The organism is Streptomyces sp. NBC_01635, assembly GCF_045209715.1.
Lineage (GTDB): Bacteria > Actinomycetota > Actinomycetes > Streptomycetales > Streptomycetaceae > Streptomyces > Streptomyces hirsutus.
Genome location: NZ_CP109277.1, coordinates 8,569,253 through 8,586,929, shown reverse-complemented (window position 1 = coordinate 8,586,929; position 17,677 = coordinate 8,569,253). Strand labels below are relative to the sequence as shown.

Genomic DNA, 17,677 nt, shown 5'->3' with positions numbered 1-17,677 from the left:
ACGCGCCGGACATCACCGTGAAGGGAGCACCCCCACTTGACGCTCTCCGCCCCTCCCGCCCCCATACCCAGGGCCTCCGGATCGCTTCCGGTCCTCGGCCACGCGGTCCACCTCATGCGTGACAACCTGGGATTCATCGCCTCGCTCCGCGCCGCCTACGGCCCGCTCGTCGAGATCACCCTGCAGCCCGGGACACGGACGGTCGTCGTCCAGGACCCGGCTCTGATCCGCACCATGCTCATCGCACTCGGCCCGAGCCTCGACAAGGGCAGATTCTTCGAGAAGATGGGCCAGTTGCTGGGTGACTCCGTGGTCACCGCGGCGGGACAGACCCATGTCCGCAAACGGCGCCAGCTGCAACCGGCGTTCACCCACCACGAGATCGCCGGGTACGTCGACGTCATGCGCGAGGAGGCGTCCGGCGCCGCCGACGGCTGGAGCTCCGGCCAAGCCCTCGACGTACGCGAGGCGATGGTCAAACTGTCGCTGGACATGCTGGCCAAGACCGTCTTCTCCGGCAGTCTGGACGAGCGGACCTTCCGCCGGCTCCGCCGTGATCTGTCGGTCGTGATGAACGGGGTCGGGTCCCGCGTCATGCTGCCCGACTGGGCCGAGCGGCTGCCGCTGCCCGTCAACCGTCGCTTCGACCGGGCACGGGACGCCGTGCGCGCCACCATCGACACGGCGGTCGGTGAACTGCAGGCATCCGGACGCGACACCGGGGACATGCTGTCCCTGCTGCTGCGAGCCCGGGACGAGGAGACCGGACAGCCTTTGACGAGCCATCAGATCTCTTCGGAGATCCTGACGCTGGCCGTGGCCGGTACGGAGACGACGGCATCGGTGCTTTCCTGGGCGCTGTACGAACTCGCCCGCCATCCCGATGTCGAGGAACGGGTGCTGGGCGAACTCGACGAGGTTCTCGGCGGGAGAGCGGTGGCCTTCGAGGATCTGCCCCGGCTGCCCTTCCTCAACCGGGTCGTCACCGAGACGCTGCGGCTGCACCACACCGGCTGGCTCGTCACCCGGCGTACGGTCACCGAGACCCGCCTCGGCCGGTGGACCCTGCCTCCCGGCACCGAACTCGCCTACTGCCAGCATGCCCTCCACCGCGATCCCGAGCTGTTCCCCGATCCCTCGGCCTTCCTCCCGGACCGGTGGCTGGACAGCAGTCCGCCACCGGGCTTCCTGCCGTTCGGCGCGGGCAAGCACAAGTGCATCGGTGACCGTTTCGCCCTCACCGAACTGGTCACCGCCCTCGCCACGATCCTGCGCAGGGTCCGGCTGACCCTGTCCCCCGGCCAGGTCGTCGAGCCGGTGGCCCGCGCCACCGTCCGCCCTCGCAGGCTGGTCATGACCGTGCGGCCCCGCACCGGCTGACCTCGTCGGGGCTGCCACCGGACCGGCGGGCCGGCGGCAGCCCCGTCCAGAGGGCGTGGGGGCGTGACCCGGCGGTCACGCCCCCTTCGTCGGCACGTGACCGGATGCGGGCTCGCGCAGGTCGCGCGAACCTGGAGGGGTCGCCCGGTTGCGCCGCCCCGGCGGGGCCGCGGGGCCGGGCCGCCCGACACCGAGCCGAGGAGAGACTGAAGCCCATGCCTCACATCACCGTGGGACGCGAGAACTCCGCCGACATCGAGCTCTACTACGAGGACCACGGGGCCGGACAGCCCGTGGTCCTCATCCATGGATACCCGCTCGACGGCGACTCCTGGGAGAAGCAGTCCGCCGCGCTGCTCGACGCCGGATACCGCGTGATCACCTACGACCGGCGCGGGTTCGGACGGTCGAGCCGGCCGACGACGGGCTACGACTACGACACCTTCGCCGCCGACCTGAACACGGTCCTGGAGACCCTCGACGTCTCGGACGCCGTACTCGTCGGGTTCTCCATGGGCACCGGTGAAGTCGCCCGCTACGTCAGCCGGTTCGGCTCGGGCCGGATCGCCAAGGTGGCCTTCCTGGCCTCGCTGGAACCCTGTCTGCTGAAGACCGACGACAACCCGGCCGGCGCGGCGCCCCACGAGTTCTTCGAGGGCCTCTCGTCGGCGGTGAAGGCGGACCGGTACGCGTACTACACGTCGTTCTTCAAGGACTTCTACAACCTCGACGAGAACCTCGGCAGCCGGATCAGCCCGGAAGCCGTTCGCAACAGCTGGCACACGGCTTCCTCGGGCGGGTTCTTCGCCGCGGCGGCCGCGCCGATGACGTGGTTCACCGACTTCCGGGGCGACATCTCCGCCATCGACGTACCCGCCCTGATCCTGCACGGCACGGCGGACAACATCCTGCCGATCGACTCGACCGGGCGCCCGTTCCACCAGGCACTGCCGAGCGCCGAGTACGTGGAGATCGAGGGCGCCCCGCACGGCCTGCTGTGGACGCATGCCGAGGAGGTCAACCAGGCGCTGCTGTCCTTCCTCGGCAAGTCGGCCTGACAGCCTGCCGCAAGGTGCTGCCGCGGGGCCGGCGGCCCACGTCGCCGGACACGCAGCGCCGAAAACGCCCGAGGGGTCGGGACGTCCGGCGCATGGGACGGATCGCACGTTTCCGGGTCCGCACGGAGGCCGCCGGGGCCGGTCAGCGGAGCACGCGGAGCGCTCCGGGGAGGACCCTGAGGGTCACCGGGAGAACCGCCTCGACCTCGCCGTCCGCCCCGTAGGGGACGTCCCGGTCGGCGAGGATGCGGATCTCCTTGCCGCGCAGGATCCGCACCTGGGGCCGGTGGACGTGGGCGCCGGTCCTGAGGTCGTTCATCAGGCCGAAGAACAGCCGCCGCGGGGCATCCGCGATCATCACGATCTCCAGGACGCCGTCGTCGACGCGGGCGTCCGGGGCGATGACGCGGCCCGATCCGTAGTAGCCGGAGTTGGCGGCGACCACGGTGTATCCGGTGTGGGTGTGTTCCTCGCCGTCCACCGTGACCCGGTAGCGCGCCGCCCGCCAGCCGGTGACCGCGCGCAGGCCGCCGGCGTAGTAGGAGGCTGAGCCCCGCAGCAGCCGGGACCGGTTGGCGTGACGGTTGGCGAGCGCGTCCACTCCGGCGTAGACGCTGCCGAGGACGACGGTGCGGTCGTGGACGGCCGACTCGACCTCGATGGTGTCGACCGGCCGCGGTTCGTTGTGCAGCAGTATCCGGGCCAGGGCCGCGGGATCGGCGGGCAGGTCCAGGGCACGGGCGAAGTCGTTGCCGCGGCCCGCCGGTACGAGACCGAGGGTCGCGCCGGTTCCGCTGAGCGCGCCGCCGATGCCTCCGGCGATGCCGTCCCCGCCGACCGCCAGCACCACCCGGCCCCGCCGGCCCGCGTCGCGGGCCAGTTCCCGTGCGTGGGCCAGGCTGCGGCTGTACTCCGTGTGCAGTTCGGCGCCGGCCTCCCGGAGCAGGCGCGCGAGGGCGAGCAGCGCGGCCGCTCCGGTGGATCCGCCCGCGGTGGGATTGACGACGGCGGTGAACTGTCGCATCGGGTGCCTCCGGGCGGGCCGACGGGATGGGGAGGGGACATGGTCTGGCGGGACGGTCGGAGGCCGGGCGGTCGCCCGGTGGGGCGGCCGCCGGTGGGCCGCGCGTCAGTCCGCGGGCAGGAGGACGCCGGGGCTGAGGATTCCGGCCGGGTCCAGGCGCTGCTTCACGGCGCGCAGTGCGTCGGTGCCCAGCGGGCCGATCTCTCGGACGTACCAGTCCCGGTGGTCGGTGCCGACGGCGTGGTGGTGGGTGATCGTGCCGCCGGCGGCGAGGATCGCCTCGTTGGCGGCGTGCTTGGCGCGTGTCCAGTGCGCCACGGGGTCGCCGTCGCCCTGGGCCGAGACCACGGTGAAGTACAGCGAGGCGCCGTTCTCGTAGATGTGGGAGATGTGGCACATCACCAGGGGCGGGGTGCCGGCCCGGGTGAGTGTGGCGGTGAGGGCGTCGCGGACGGCGGTGTACAGCTCGGGCACGCGGGACCAGAACGTTGCGGTCTCCAGCGTCTCGGCCAGCGCCCCGGCGTCGAGGAGGGAGTCGCGCAGGTACGGGGCCGAGAAGCGGCCGTGAGCCCAGTTCCGGCCGGGTTCCTCGCCCAGCGGGGTCCCGCCGCACGCGCGCAGGACGGCCGCGGCGCCCTGCCTGCGGTACGCGGTGTCCTCCTCCGTGCCCTCGTAGCCGGCGACGGCCGTGCATCCGGCGGGCTGCGCGGTGCCGGAGCCGATCGCCTCGGGCTGGGCGAGGCCGATCAGCGTCTCGGTCTCGTCGGACAGGCGCAGCACGGTGGGGCGCGGTCCGTCCTGGGCGAGGCGGCGCAGTGCGGCGACCCCCTGTTCGAAGGAGTCGAAGCGCCAGCCCTCGTGGACGCGGGTCCGGGGGACGGGCCGGATCCGGACGGTCACCGAGGTGATGACGCCGAAGGCGCCCTCGGATCCCAGGACGAGCTGGCGCAGGTCGGGTCCGGCCGCCGAGCGCGGGGCGCGGCCGGTGTCGAGGGTGCCTTCGGGGGTGGCGAGGGTGAGGGCGAGCACCATCTCGTCGAAGCGGCCGTAGCCGGCGGACGCCTGGCCGCTGGAGCGGGTGGCGGCGAAGCCGCCGATGGTGGCCCACTCGTAGGACTGGGGGAAGTGTCCGAGGGTGAAGCCGTGTGCGCCGAGCAGCGCCTCGGCCTGCGGGGCGCGCAGGCCGGGCTGCAGGGTGGCGGTGCGGGAGACCGGGTCCAGGGCGAGCAGGCGGTCCATGCGCCGCAGGTCCAGGGCGACGAAGGGGCGCGGCCGGCCGGGGGCGAGTCCGCCGACGACGGAGGTGCCGCCGCCGAACGGCACCACGGCCAGGCCGTGTTCGGCGCAGGCGCGCAGGACGGCGAGCACCTGGTCGTGGCTCGCGGGGTACAGGACGGCCTCGGGGACGTCGGTGACGTCGCCGTCCCGGATGCGCAGCAGGTCGGGGGTGGACTTGCCGCGGGTGTGCCGGATCCGGGTCTCCGGGTCGGTGCGCACGTGGCCCTCGCCGCCGTCCGCGCCACTGCCCGTGCCCTCGTCCGAACCGTCCAGGGCGGCGGCCAGCGCACGGCGTGCCGCAGGCTCCAACCGGGTTTCGGGGACGGTCACTTCACCGAGGGCGACCGGTGCGTTCGGGCGCGGCTTGACGCCGAGCGTGTCGCGCAGGAGTCCGATCACGGTGTCGGGCAGCGGCTTGGCCCTGGCGGGGTCGCCCCAGCCGCTCCACAGCATGTCCATGAGTGTCGTCCTCACCGGTCGAGGGGAGCGAGGCCGTCGCCGACGGCCTCACGTGGCGTTACACTGTGACACATGACGCCTATTCGTCACAACCAAGCGGACAACGACGCCGTGCTCGACGCGGTGCGCGACTGTGTCCTGGCCGTCGGGGTCCGCCGCACCACGCTGACCGACGTGGCCCGCCGCGCCGGGGTCTCCCGCATGACGCTGTACCGGCGGTGGCCCGATGTGCGCACGCTGGTCGGCGACCTCATGACACGGGAGTGGATCGGTGTGGCCACGGGGGCCGTCCCGGAGTCCCGGCCGGGTCTGGCCACTCGGGCGAGGATGGTCGACGGGCTCGTGGCGGGGGTGCGGGCGTTCGGTGAGCACCCGCTCTTCCGGAAGATCGTCGGCGTGGATCCCGAACTGCTGCTGCCCTACGTGCTGGACCGTCGCGGAGCGAGCCAGGAAGCCATGCTGAAACTGCTGGCCGACGCCCTGCGCGAGGGGCACGCCGACGGCTCGGTGCGCGCCGGGCATCCCGAACGGCAGGCGCGGTCCGTCCTGCTGGTCGTCCAGTCCTTCACCCTGTCCCTGCGGACCATGACCGACGAGGACGATCCGGACCTCACCCACGAGGCCCTCCTCATGGAACTGCGCGACATCCTGGAGAGGACCCTCGCCCCATGACCTCCCGCACCGGACCGGCCGCCTCCGCCCCCTCCGCCCCCTCCTCGTCGGCTCTGTCCGCCGGCCGCCGCACCCGTGACCTGACCGCGGCCGTGGGCGGCGACGTCGTCGACGTCCTCGTCGTCGGGCTCGGTGCCACCGGCGCCGGGGCCGCCCTGGACGCGGCGTCCCGCGGGCTGAGCGTGGTCGCCGTCGACGCCCACGACCTGGCCTTCGGCACCTCCCGTTTCAGCAGCAAGCTGGTCCACGGCGGGCTGCGCTATCTCGCCTCCGGCCAGCTCGACGTCGCCCACGAGAGCGCGGTCGAGCGCGGGGTGCTGATGGAGCGCACCGCCCCCCATCTGGTGCGCGCACAGCCGTTCGTACTGCCCCTCACCCCTCTGGTCTCCCCCGGTCGGGCCGCCCTGGCGCGGGCCGGCTTCCGGGCCGGTGACGCCCTGCGGCTGGCGGCCCGGACCGCGCGTGCGACCCTGCCCGCGCCGCGCCGGCTCTCGGCGACGGAGACCCGCCATCTGGCCCCCGCCGTACGGGCCGACGGGCTGCGCGGCGGCCTGCTGTCCTGGGATGGCCGGCTCACCGACGACGCCCGGCTGGTGACCGCCCTCGCCCGCACCGCCGCCGCGCACGGGGCGCGGATCCTCACCCGGGTCCGGGCCCTGGACCTGACCGCCTCCGGCGCCCGGGTCCGCGACGAACTCACCGGCGAGGAGGGCGGGATACGCGCCCGCGCGGTGATCAACGCGTCCGGCGTCTGGGCGGGGGGCCTCGTCGACGGCATCCGGATCCGCCCCTCACGCGGAACCCATCTCGTGCTGCGCCCGGACAGCCTCGGCCCGCTTCCGGCCGGCCTGCACATCCCCATCCCCGGGGAGACCAACCGCTTCGTCCTCGTCCTGCCCCAGGACGACGGCCGGGTCTACGTCGGGCTCACCGACGAACCCGTGGACGGCCCCGTGCCCGACGTCGCCGAGGCGCCGGAGACGGACATCGGCTTCCTCCTGGACGTCCTGTGCTCGGTCCTGGACGTCCCGCTGCGCCGCGCCGACGTCGTGGGGGCCTTCGCGGGCCTGCGCCCCCTGCTGGACACCTCGGCGGACGGGTCCGGTACGGCGCCGAGGACCGCCGACGTCTCGAGGCGGCACGCGGTGCTGACCTCGTCCGGGGGCGTCGTCACCGTCGTCGGCGGCAAGCTCACCACGTACCGGCGCATGGCCGAGGACGCCGTCGACACCGCCGTGCGCGTCCGCCGGCTGCCGGCCGGCCCGTCGCGCACCGCGTCCCTGCTCCTCGTGGGCGCCGCGTCGCCGCACGTCCTCGCCGCCCTGCCCGCGCCCCGCCGCCTCGTGCGGCACTACGGAACGGAGGCGCCCGCCGTGCACGCCCTCGGCGTGCGCGACGCCCGGCTGGGCGATCCCGTCCTGCCCGGCCATCCGGTGACCGGGGCCGAACTGCTGTGGGCGGTGCGCCACGAGGGGGCACTCGACGAGAGCGACCTGCTCGACCGCCGCACCCGGATCGGCCTCGTTCCCGCGGACCGCGCCGCCGCCCTGGACACGGTCCGGGTCCTGTTGAACAAGGCCTTGCCCCAGTGCAGTTGACACCGCCCGGCCGAAACGGTCCGGCGCCGGCGAATCGGTCGGACCGGCGCGGTCGACCCGCGCCGGTCCGTCACCTGCCGTGCACGCCGACCTCGTACAGGGAGTAGCCCCACTCCGTCCCCCGGTCCAGGAACACGATGCGGACGTGGCGGGCCTGCTGCGGGGTGAAGCGGACCGTGTCGAGGCCGCCGTCGCCGGCCGTGACGGACCCGACGGCCCGCCAGCCGGTGCCGTCGGCGGACAGTTCGACGCGGTACGACGTCCCGTACGCGCGCTCCCAGTCGAGGGTGACGCGCCCGACCTCGCGCACGGCGCCGAGATCGATGCGCAGCCACTGGTCGTCGCTCCAGTCGCTGGCCCAGCGGGTGCCCCGGTCACCGTCCACCGCCCGGCCGGGCGCATAGCTCGTGAACGGGTTCCACTCGGCCGAACTCGCCGTCGCCGAAGCTCCCCTGGCGAGGTTGTCCGCAGGCCGGTGCCGCTCGGAGGCGCCCCAGGTGCCGAGGTAGGTCTCGGCGCCCCGGAAGAGGTCGTCCACCACGTCCTGGCCGCCGACGCGCCGGATGTCCTCGATCCAGTCGGGGACGAGTCCGTGGTGCGCGGCTCCGTCGGTGTTCAGGTCCCAGGTGCGCTCGCCGGTCGTCTGCCGGTCGATGACGGACCCGCCGTCCGCGCTGCGGAAGGGATACGTGACGGGGGCGGGCGCGTCCGCGCCGCGCGGGGCGGGCCAGCCGCCGACACCGTTCATGTCGGTGCCGTAGCCGTAGCCCGCGCCGTACTCGTCCCGCACCGCCTCGGTGCGCCTCGCCTCCTCCACGAAGTGTTCCGAGCCGTGCATGTACTGGGCGACGAAGCCGCCGAGACCGTAGACCCGCTCGGTCCAGTCGATGTCCATCCAGCTGTGCGAGGAGATGACGCCGGGGTAGGACTCGGCCTCGAAAATGTCGAGCGCCCTGCCCGTGGCCTTGACGCTCATGTGGTCGATCTCGAGCATCATGTTGCGCTTCATCATGCCGCGCACCGCGTACTCGCCGAGGCCGGTGAGCCCCCGCACATTGCACTGGGCGTCCTCGTCGTAGGCGGGGACGCCGACGCCCTCGGGCAGTTCCGCCTCTGCGCCGGGCGCGGCGGCCAGCCCGACGGGGTTGTCGTGCTGAGGGCCGGTGCACCGTTCCGTCCGCCAGAAGGTGCCGGTCGACAGGAACTGGCCGACGTTGATGGCGGTGCCGAGCGCTCCCTCGTCGAAGCGGACTCCGCACAGCGCGTTGTCGAACTTGTGGCACAGGAACATGCTGCGTACGCCGAGGTCGTACAGCTCGTCCAGCCCGGCGTCGATGTCGGCCCGGTCGCACTGGGCGACGTCCAGGACCTGCTTGCAGCCGAAGGGTTCGGAGGTCTCGACGCCCAGGACGACCGCGAGTTTGCCCTGTTCGACGACCCGCCGGGCCTGTGCGCTGTCGGTGACGACGCGGAACCAGCCCTTGCCCGTGCCGCCGTACATCCGGTCGATGTAGGCCTGCATGTCGTACGTCAGCTTCGCCTGCAGCCGGATCGACGTCATCTCGTCGCAGCCGCGGTCCTTGAAGAAGTACACGGAGCAGATCACGCCGTTGGTCACGAGGTCGTTCACCAGGACCCGCTGCCCGCCGCGCCAGGCCCGTTCGACCCAGGCGTAGTAGTTCTGCTGGTGGGTCAGGGAGTCGTGGGCGGGCCAGTCCACGAAGGTGGGCCAGCCGTCCGGATCGTGCCTGCCGTCACCGCCGTTGGTGATGAAGTCGAAGATCGCGAGTGAGCCGTCGGGGTAGTGCTCGGGGCAGTCCTTGAGCGCGTCGGCGATCCCCTTCTCGGAGAAGGGCCTGCCGCAGATGAGCCGGCCGCCGAAGGCCTCGTTGGACATGAGGTGGTTGTGCGCGTCGACGAAGCCGCGGACCTCGCCGCGCGCGTCGGTGCCCGTGAAGGGTTCGCCGGTGACGCCGATGCCGGAGTCCGGAGTCGGCCGCGCGGTCGGCTCCCACCAGTTGCCGTCGGCCGCCGAACTGGGCGTGGGGCCGAGGGACATGGCGAGCAGGAGCAGGAGCAGGGAGACGAGGGCGACATGACGGCGTCCGCCGTACCTGCGTCGAGCGATGGTCACGGCCCACGTCCCTCCGTCGGCGGAACAGCACGGTCGGCCCTTGGCGCGGTCCGGGCCGGTGCCCCGGGCCCGCTCGGCGGGTTGTCATGACCGGAGCAAGCTATGGGCCGAGGATGACTACTGGCGCGTAAGGAGTCAAGGGTCCGGAACGACCTGCGGCGCGGCCCCTGGACGGGCCCGGGCCTGTCACGGAGGGCCCCGGCAGGAACGGGCTTGCCGGGGCCCTGCCGGCCGCAAGGCGGTGCACCGCGGTCCCGGCGGGAACGGGATCGGCTTCGGCGGCGTCCCGGTCCGAGCGCGCCGTGCCCGTCGCCGAGGGGACGGGCACGGCGCGTACCGTCGGTCGCCGATGCGCGGCGAACGCCTACGTCAGCAGCCGGGCGCCGGCCCAGTCGGCATGGTCGGAATCGACGCCGTCACCTCCGTCGGTGACACGCAGGGTCAGCCGCTCCGCTCCGGTGACGTCGACGTCGATCCGCCGGGCCGGGTCGGTGCCGGTGAGCACTCCGGTGGTGGCCAGGACCCGGCCGTCCGCGAGCACCTCGAAGGCGACGCTGCCCTTGCCGCCGACCTCGTCGTCGACCCCCACCTCTGCGGTGAACCGCCGGTAGGAGCCGTCGAGTTCGACGACGACCTCGCTCGCGGCATGGACGCCGAGCCCTTTGTCGTACCCGGTGCCCCGGATGTTCAGGGTGCCGCCGTCGGCCGCGTCGCGCTCGCCGTTGGACCGGTCCCGCTCCACCGGCCCCCAGCCGTTGCTCTCGGCGGCGAACGGCAGGTCGCTCACATGGTCGACGCCGGGCGGCGAGACGAACACCCGGACGGTGCGCTCGACTTGGAGTTTGCGGGCGCTCTTCCCGTCCGGGGAGCGGTACTTCGCGGTCACCACCAGGTCCCGGCCGCCGTACTCCGCGTCCTGCGGCACGCTCACGGTCCAGTCGCCCTTCAGGTCGCGCCCCGCGGGCAGCCGCCCGGCGTGCGGATCGTCGCCCGTCACCGCCCAACCCTCGGGGGCCCGCACGGTCAGCGAGACGTCTTCGGCCGGGCCGAACTCCTCCACCGCGAACCGGCCGACGACGTCGACCGACGTGCCCGCGTCCACGTCGGTCCTGGCCGGCTCCACGGTCAGCGAGGTCAGCGGCAGCCGCGACACCGGCCGGTCGCAGCCGTCCCGGCCGGGCGCCGCACGGCAGACGATCCCGGCGAAGCCGCCGTGCTCGGCCGTCGGCACGTTCAGGGTGTCGCGGGCGGTGACGGTCCGCCGTTCCCGGACCAGGCCGTCGTCACCGTCCCGGACCACCTCCACCAGCCAGCGCCCGCCGCCGAGGAAGTCCAGCGGAACGCCCTGGGTGCCGGCCGCGCCGGAACTCACACTGCCGAGGAACCATCGGTCCCCCTGCCGCCGGGCGAACGCCGCCCCCTGGCCCGGTTGCCCGGACAGCAGCCGGGTCTCGTCCCAGACGGTGGGCACCTGCTCCAGGAACCGCTCGAGTTCGGGGCGGTCCCGGTAGGCCCGGACCGATCCGGCGTAGTTCTGGAAGCCGGACTCGTAGACCACGGACAGGGCGAGTTCGGCGGCGTCGGAGACGGTACGGGTACCGAACTGGAAGGCCATCGGGGTGTAGTCCATGGACCCGACGACATTGCGGGTGAACGGCAGGGTGGTGATTCCGGCGGCGGGGACGTTGCCCTGTTCGGCGCCGTAGACCGCCTCCAGCGTCATCACATGGGGCCAGGTCCGCTGGATCCCCTTGGGCAGGGTCGCGCCGTGGAAGTTGACGAGCAGTTCGTGCCGGGCGGTGTCCCGCAGGACGTCGTCGTACCAGCGGAAGCGCTCCTGGGAGTCGGAGTCCATGAAGTCGATCTTCAGTCCGGCCGCGCCCCATTTCTTCACCCGGGGAAGGAACTCGGCACGTTCCGCGGCCGTGTCCAGGTCGGTGTAGTGCGCCCACAGCAGGACCCGTACGCCCCGCTTCCGGGCGTAGTCGATCAGCTCGGGCATCCAGTCGGTGGTCTTCCAGCCGTCGTCGACCAGGGTGTACGGCCAGCCGTGCGCGGCGCTGTAGTCGACGTAGCGCTGCTGGGCGGCGAGGCTGCGCTGGGCCGAGGCGAATCCGTCCAGCCACGACCACGCGACCGGGCCGGGCCTGATCCACGAGGTGTCGGCGATGCGGGAGGCCGGTGCGAGGTCGTCGACCAGGGTGGATTCGGTGACGCCGGCCAGGCTGCCGATGACGGCCGTGCGCCAGGGCGTGGCGAGCGGGCCGGCGGAGGTGACGGTGTCGTCGGCCAGTTCCACCGCGTAGCGTCCGCCGCCCTGTTCGTGGACCAGACGGCCGGCCGCGTAGCGTCCGTCGACGTCGGCCTCGGTGAGCAGGGCGTAGGTGTCGCCCACGCGGAAGAGGGACGGGTAGCCGTACGTGCCGTCGGCGGCGCCCGCCGCGGTGGCCGGGGCGTACACACGCTCGTAGTTGGGGGTGTAGGGAGCGAGCCAGGCACGCGCGGAGGCGGGGAGCTGGAAGGCCGATGCCTCGCGCTCCACGGTGACGTCACCGCTCTTGTCGCTGCCGCCGCCCGGCAGGACGTAACGGTAGGCGATGCCGTCGTCCGCGACCCGGACCAGCAGGTCGAGTCGGGCGCCGTCGGTGCCGCTGAAGGAGAACCGGGTCTCGGTCATCCGGACGGTGCGGCGCAGCTGCTTGCCGGTGGTCATCGTGTACCGCTCGCTCACCTGGCGTGAAGCACGGGATCCCAGCCGCAGGTTCGAGGTGAGGTCGGCGGTGTCGGTGACGATGCCGACGGGTGCGGGTTCGAGCACGGTGACGCCACCCCTGCGGGCGGCCAGGGTCACCGTGCCGTCCACGGCGTCGACGCGCACCTCGGCGCTCACGCCGTCGCGCGCCGCGCCGGGCTGCCGCACGGTCCAGCTCCCCCCGCCCGGTTCCGCGGCGTGGACGGGCGCGGCGAGGGCGCCGAGGGGCAGCAGGGCGGCGAGCAGGAGGGCGAGGAGGGTGCGGGGGGCGCGAGGGACGGACTGACGCGGTCTGAGCGGGGATCCGAACACCAAAACCTCCGGGAGGTCTGACATCGTTGTCAACCGTAGCTCCGTGGGATCCCTTCCCCTCCGGGGGTCGTTCAACCGTCCGGCGGGCGCCGCCTACCGCTCCGGCCGGGGCTCGTAGCGCAGCGAGATGGAGCGCAGGACGTCGGCGGAGGACACGTCGGTGCGGCCGGCGTCGTGCACTTCGGCGAGCTGCACGAAGGCGAAGGTGAGGGCGGAGGTGATGTGCACGATGGCGGGCCCCAGCTTCTCGGTGACGATCTCCGCCACCTCGCGGGGGCTGGCGTCGGCCGGCAACTGGATGTGCGGCAGCATCTCTTCGAGGAGCGCGGAGACCGCTCCGCTTCTGGTCACCTCGGCGTCCGGGTTCTCCCGGAGTTGCCGCCGCATCTCGAGGGCCTCGGTGAGGATGCCGACGCCCCGTTGCATGATCTCGCGCTGCTCCATGGGCACAGCCTAGACGGGTTCGACGGTGGCCGAGATCGCCTGCGGGCATGCCACGACTTGGCCGGAAAACGGCGGCAGAACCTGTTTCCTCCACTCCATGCCGAGGACCGTCACGGGAGCGCCACCGTACGGAACAGGAAGAGCTCCAACGGTACTTCGCACCACCGCCTCATTGCTGGAACGGGTCCCCTTGCGGGTGCTGCCGTGCCGCCGTCGCCCAGCACCTTTGTACAGGCCAGCTCCGTGCAGGCCGCACCGCCGCCGCAGCCACCGTCCGGCGGCGCCGCCGTCGAACCTGGGGCGCACGTCCCGGTCCTGACGGATCCCGGCGACGTGCGCGACGGCGGCGCGGGGCCCGCCGCAGATCGGGCCCCGCACCTCGGAGCGGACGGAGCTCCAACTCCTCCCGGGGCCGTCGAGTCCGGCGGCCGGAAGTCCATCGACCGCCCGCCGGCGTGGCCGTCGCCGCTCTGCTGGTCTTCGGGATGCGCTACTGGCCAAGAATCGCTCTCGGCACCCTGGGCGTCGTCCTGTCGCTCACCTCACCGCGGTCGGGGCGATCACCAAGTAGTGCCGGGGCTCCGGTTCCCGACCGGTTCCGATGTCCAGGCCGATGGCGGTCAGCGCCGCGTCGACCAGGAGGGCCGCGGCGACGGAGGCCGAGGTCAGGAGCCACCGCCGGTGCCGTTCGACGGCCAGGGCCGCGCCCGGGCGGCTGCCGACGACCACGCCCGTGACGGAGACGGCCAGGGCAGTGGCCGGCCCGAGGAGTTCCAGCCCTTCACCTCCGGCGAGGACGAAACCGAGGAAGGGCAGATTGCCGGTCATGAAAGGGGTGAGGACCTGTCCGAGGCCGAGGAAGGCCATGGCGTCGACGATCCCGGTGACGGCGGTCACCACGACCAGCGCCCTCCGAAGGCGATCCGGGTGAACGGGTGAGGACATGGGCCCGACTTCGGTGACGGCGCGGCCACGTCGGCACGCGGACCCGCCCGCGGACCGGCACGCGTCCGCCACCGCCACCCGGACGGGCTACGGATCACGGGGCCGAACAGTGTGAACGCGACCGGCTGCCTCATCGCCTTGCCCGCCCGGTGTTACCGGAATCCTGGGCCCCTGCGCAGGTCCCGAGGGCGCGGCCGCTCGCCGCGTCCTGCGCCTCCTTCGACCGCGCGTACGACACCGGGAGCCGGGCGGACGGGTCCGGGATCGCGCCCTGACCGTCGGTCCGAGCACCCGCCCGCCCCGCTGCGAAGCCCCGGCATCGGCCACGGAGGTCCCGTTCACCTGCTCAGTGACCCGGCGTCCCCCATGACGATCACCGGGTGCTGCTCGGGGTCGAGGGCCAGCAGGAGTTGCCTCATGTGCTGTTCCTCAAGGCTCACGCAGCCCTGGGTGGGCCCGTCGTGGTCCACGTGCAGCCAGATGCCGCCGCCCAGGTCGGCGCCGAGCGGGCGGGTCCGGTCGAGCGGGGAGGTGCCCGGGACACGGTTGTAGTCGATCGCCACGACGTAGTCGAAGGACCCGGCGAGCGGCTCCCCCATGAAGCCCGTCCCGTTGATGGAGAACTCGGGCGACTCGTCGTACGGCAGCCGGGTTCCCGGGTCCGGCAGCAGCCCCCCCGCGTCGCTGAGGGCGAACACACCGATGGGCGAGCGGAGGTCGCCCGCCAGGTGGTCGTCGGTCCAGCCGTTGAGGGCGTTGTGGGCGGGCCAGGCCGTGCCCGCCTTCCAGCCCGATGCGGTACGCCGGTACAGCACGGCCTCGGAGCGGTTCGCGTCCCGGCCCCTGCCGGTGACGACGACGGCCTGGCGGGCGTTCCCGGGGATCAGGGCCAGCGTGCGGGGACCGAGGTTGCCGAGCGGGGCGGGGGTGTCGGGGTGCGCTCCGGCGTCGGTCCGGCCCTGGGCGGTGCTCTCCGTGCCGGGCGCTCCGGTACCGGGCGCCGCGTTTCCCGCCGCCGTCTTCCCCGGTGCCGTGTTGTCCGGTGCTCCGGCTGCCGGTGGGGCGGCGGACATGGGGGGGATCGTCGCGGGGACGGCAGCCGTGGGGGACGACTCCCCCGCCGTGCTGCCGGTGGTCGTCGCACAGCCGGTGAGGAGCGCCGCCGTCAGGAGGGCGAGCACCGGCATCGGCAGCCGGCCGCGGCACCGGGCGAGGGCGGCGGACCGCCGGTCGCCCGGGGCCGGAGCTCGTGGACGCCCGCGGTGCGGGCCTTCGATCGATGAAGCCATGGGGTCAGCCTGACTTCGGCTCAACCAAATCGCCGCGCTCCCCGCGCGAGTCCGGGCAACGTCCCCCATCTGCCCGCCGGGGCACCGGCCTCCGGTGGCCCCGGCGGGGCGGTGGGCCGTCATTCCCCGACAAGGAACGCGAGGACGACGGCGCCCGCACCACTCGCCATGCCCACGACCGCGGCGGCCACGCACCGCACCCGGAGTTGGTGATAGCGCTGGGCGTACATGTCGCGGAGCTCGGCCGCCCGGTCGCAGATCCGGACCAGTGTCCTGCGGGAGGCCTCGATGCGGTCGGCGGTGTAGACGCGTTCCACGTCCTCGCGCTGCGCGGTCGTCAGCCACGGCAGCTGCTCGGTGAACCGCTCGGCCTGGCGCCGGGCGTCCTCGACTTCGGCCGCCCACAGCAGGTACCCCTCGAACTGGTCGAGGCCGCGGGCGCTGTCCTGGCTCGGATTCACATGCTCCTCCACACTGGGCTGCGGAATCACTCCGGTCAGGCCTGGTCCCCGGGGGGCTGGACCACGGAGCGCTCGGGGCGGTTCTCCTCCCGGTCGTACGCCGCGACCGCCGGGTGGTGGAGGTCGAAGGCCGGGGACTCGGAACGGACCCGCGGCAGGGTGAGGAAGTTGTGCCGCGGCGGCGGGCAGGAGGTGGCCCACTCCAGCGAACGGCCGTAGCCCCAGGGGTCGTCGACCTCGATCTTCTTGCCGTACTTGGCCGTCTTCCAGACGTTGTAGAGGAACGGCAGCATCGACATGCCGAGCAGGAACGAGGCGATGGTCGAGACGGTGTTCAGCCCGGTGAAGCCGTCGGCCGCCAGGTAGTCCACATACCGGCGCGGCATGCCCTCGGCGCCCAGCCAGTGCTGGACCAGGAAGGTGCCGTGGAAGCCGGCGAACAGCGTCCAGAAGGTGATCTTCCCGAGCCGTTCGTCGAGCATCTTGCCGGTGAACTTCGGCCACCAGAAGTGGAAGCCGGCGAACATCGCGAAGACCACCGTGCCGAACACCACGTAGTGGAAGTGCGCCACCACGAAGTAGGAGTCGGTGACGTGGAAGTCCAGCGGCGGCGAGGCCAGGATGACGCCGGTCAGACCGCCGAAGAGGAAGGTCACCAGGAAGCCCGCCGACCAGAGCATCGGGGTCTCGAAGCTCAGCGCCCCCTTCCACATGGTGCCGATCCAGTTGAAGAACTTCACCCCGGTGGGGATCGCGATCAGGAAGGTCATGAACGAGAAGAACGGCAGCAGCACCGCCCCGGTGGCGAACATGTGGTGCGCCCACACCGTCACCGACAGACCCGCGATCGCGATGGTCGCGCCGATCAGGCCCAGATAGCCGAAGATCGGCTTGCGGGAGAAGACCGGGATGATCTCGGAGACGATGCCGAAGAACGGCAGCGCGATGATGTACACCTCGGGGTGGCCGAAGAACCAGAACAGGTGCTGCCACAGCAGCGCCCCGCCGTTGGCGGCCTCGAAGATGAGGCCCCCGAACTTCCGGTCGTACTCGAGGGCCAGCAGTGCCGCCGCGAGCACCGGGAAGGCGAGCAGGACCAGCACACCGGTCAGCAGCACGTTCCAGGTGAAGATCGGCATGCGGAACATCGTCATGCCGGGAGCACGCATGCAGATGATCGTGGTGATGAAGTTGACCGCGCCGAGAATGGTGCCGAACCCCTGGAAGGCCAAACCCATGATCCACATGTCCCCGCCGAGCCCGGGCGAGCGGACCGAGTCCGTCAGCGGGGAGTAGGCGGTCCAGCCGAAGCTGGCCGCGCCGTCCGGGGTGAGGAAACCGCCCAGCGCGATCAGCGAGCCGAACAGGAACAGCCAGTAGGAGAACAAGTTCAGCCGCGGGAAGGCGACGTCGGGCGCGCCGATCTGCAGCGGCATGATCCAGTTCGCGAAACCGACGAACAACGGGGTCGCGAACATCAGCAGCATGACCGTGCCGTGCATCGTGAACGCCTGGTTGTACTGCACGTTCGACACGATTTGCAGGCCCGGTCGGGCCAGCTCGGCGCGGATGACCAGTGCGAGGATGCCGCCGAAGATGAAGAACGCGAACGACGTCGTGAGATACAGCGTGCCGATGGTCTTGTGGTCGGTGGTGGTGAGCCACTTGACGACCACGTTGCCGGGCTGCTTGCGCCGGACCGGCAGCTCGTCCTCGTAGGAGTCCGACTCGACCGAGTCCGGCGCACTGTGAACCGCCACTGTTCCGCTCTCTTTCTATGGGGCCGGTATCTCTACCCTCGGGAAGGATGTCGCACATGCGCCCGCTCGTGTGAGACCCGGACCCCGCCCGGCGTGTCACGACACGTATCC

The 17,677-nt window shown here is 72.4% G+C and carries 13 protein-coding genes; 4 read left to right on the top strand and 9 right to left on the bottom strand.

The window, feature by feature from the left end:
• Positions 1 to 36: 36 nt before the first annotated feature.
• The gene (locus tag OHB56_RS39170; RefSeq protein WP_406358658.1) at positions 37 to 1,380 is read left to right on the top strand and encodes a cytochrome P450; all 1,344 of its coding nucleotides are present in this window, start codon (positions 37 to 39) and stop codon (positions 1,378 to 1,380) included.
• A 215-nt stretch (positions 1,381 to 1,595) separates the two neighbouring features.
• The gene (locus OHB56_RS39165; RefSeq protein ID WP_326751014.1) at positions 1,596 to 2,438 is read left to right on the top strand and encodes an alpha/beta hydrolase; all 843 of its coding nucleotides are present in this window, start codon (positions 1,596 to 1,598) and stop codon (positions 2,436 to 2,438) included.
• Between the two features lie 142 nt (positions 2,439 to 2,580).
• Here the strand turns inward: OHB56_RS39165 and OHB56_RS39160 are convergent, their stop codons facing one another.
• Complete coding sequence (locus OHB56_RS39160) at positions 2,581 to 3,462, bottom strand: YegS/Rv2252/BmrU family lipid kinase (RefSeq protein ID WP_406358656.1); 882 nt, start codon at positions 3,460 to 3,462, stop codon at positions 2,581 to 2,583.
• Between the two features lie 105 nt (positions 3,463 to 3,567).
• Positions 3,568 to 5,199: an FAD-binding oxidoreductase gene (locus OHB56_RS39155; protein ID WP_406359306.1), complete on the bottom strand. Its 1,632-nt coding sequence runs from the start codon at positions 5,197 to 5,199 to the stop codon at positions 3,568 to 3,570.
• 72 nt (positions 5,200 to 5,271) lie between these two features.
• Between OHB56_RS39155 and OHB56_RS39150 the strand changes: the two genes are divergently transcribed.
• Together OHB56_RS39150 and OHB56_RS39145 are read left to right on the top strand one after the other, a co-directional pair.
• Complete coding sequence (locus OHB56_RS39150) at positions 5,272 to 5,871, top strand: TetR/AcrR family transcriptional regulator (RefSeq protein ID WP_406358654.1); 600 nt, start codon at positions 5,272 to 5,274, stop codon at positions 5,869 to 5,871.
• Complete coding sequence (locus OHB56_RS39145) at positions 5,868 to 7,469, top strand: glycerol-3-phosphate dehydrogenase/oxidase (protein ID WP_406358652.1); 1,602 nt, start codon at positions 5,868 to 5,870, stop codon at positions 7,467 to 7,469. Before OHB56_RS39150 ends, OHB56_RS39145 begins: the two co-directional genes overlap by 4 nt.
• A 70-nt stretch (positions 7,470 to 7,539) precedes the next feature.
• On the opposite strand, the gene OHB56_RS39140 is transcribed toward OHB56_RS39145, so the two are convergent.
• From OHB56_RS39140 to ctaD, 7 genes are all read right to left on the bottom strand, one after another.
• A complete protein-coding gene (locus OHB56_RS39140; protein WP_406359305.1) occupies positions 7,540 to 9,528 on the bottom strand; it encodes a discoidin domain-containing protein in 1,989 nt (662 codons plus the stop codon).
• Positions 9,529 to 9,967: 439 nt separating this feature from the next.
• Positions 9,968 to 12,691: a glycoside hydrolase family 97 catalytic domain-containing protein gene (locus OHB56_RS39135; protein WP_406358650.1), complete on the bottom strand. Its 2,724-nt coding sequence runs from the start codon at positions 12,689 to 12,691 to the stop codon at positions 9,968 to 9,970.
• Positions 12,692 to 12,760: 69 nt separating this feature from the next.
• Positions 12,761 to 13,111 carry a hypothetical protein gene (locus OHB56_RS39130; RefSeq protein ID WP_055592751.1) on the bottom strand — a complete coding sequence of 117 codons (351 nt, stop codon included), beginning with the start codon at positions 13,109 to 13,111 and terminating at the stop codon, positions 12,761 to 12,763.
• 537 nt (positions 13,112 to 13,648) lie between these two features.
• On the bottom strand, positions 13,649 to 14,056 hold the full coding sequence (locus OHB56_RS39125) for a DUF1275 family protein (protein ID WP_406358648.1): 408 nt from the start codon (positions 14,054 to 14,056) through the stop codon (positions 13,649 to 13,651).
• Positions 14,057 to 14,394: 338 nt separating this feature from the next.
• Positions 14,395 to 15,345, bottom strand: a complete 951-nt coding sequence (locus OHB56_RS39120) for a hypothetical protein (protein WP_406358646.1) — start codon at positions 15,343 to 15,345, stop codon at positions 14,395 to 14,397.
• A 119-nt stretch (positions 15,346 to 15,464) separates the two neighbouring features.
• Positions 15,465 to 15,806: a hypothetical protein gene (locus OHB56_RS39115; protein WP_406358644.1), complete on the bottom strand. Its 342-nt coding sequence runs from the start codon at positions 15,804 to 15,806 to the stop codon at positions 15,465 to 15,467.
• A gap of 35 nt (positions 15,807 to 15,841) precedes the next feature.
• Positions 15,842 to 17,566, bottom strand: coding sequence for a cytochrome c oxidase subunit I (gene ctaD, locus OHB56_RS39110; RefSeq protein WP_406358642.1), 1,725 nt, complete (start codon positions 17,564 to 17,566; stop codon positions 15,842 to 15,844).
• Positions 17,567 to 17,677 lie beyond the last annotated feature (111 nt).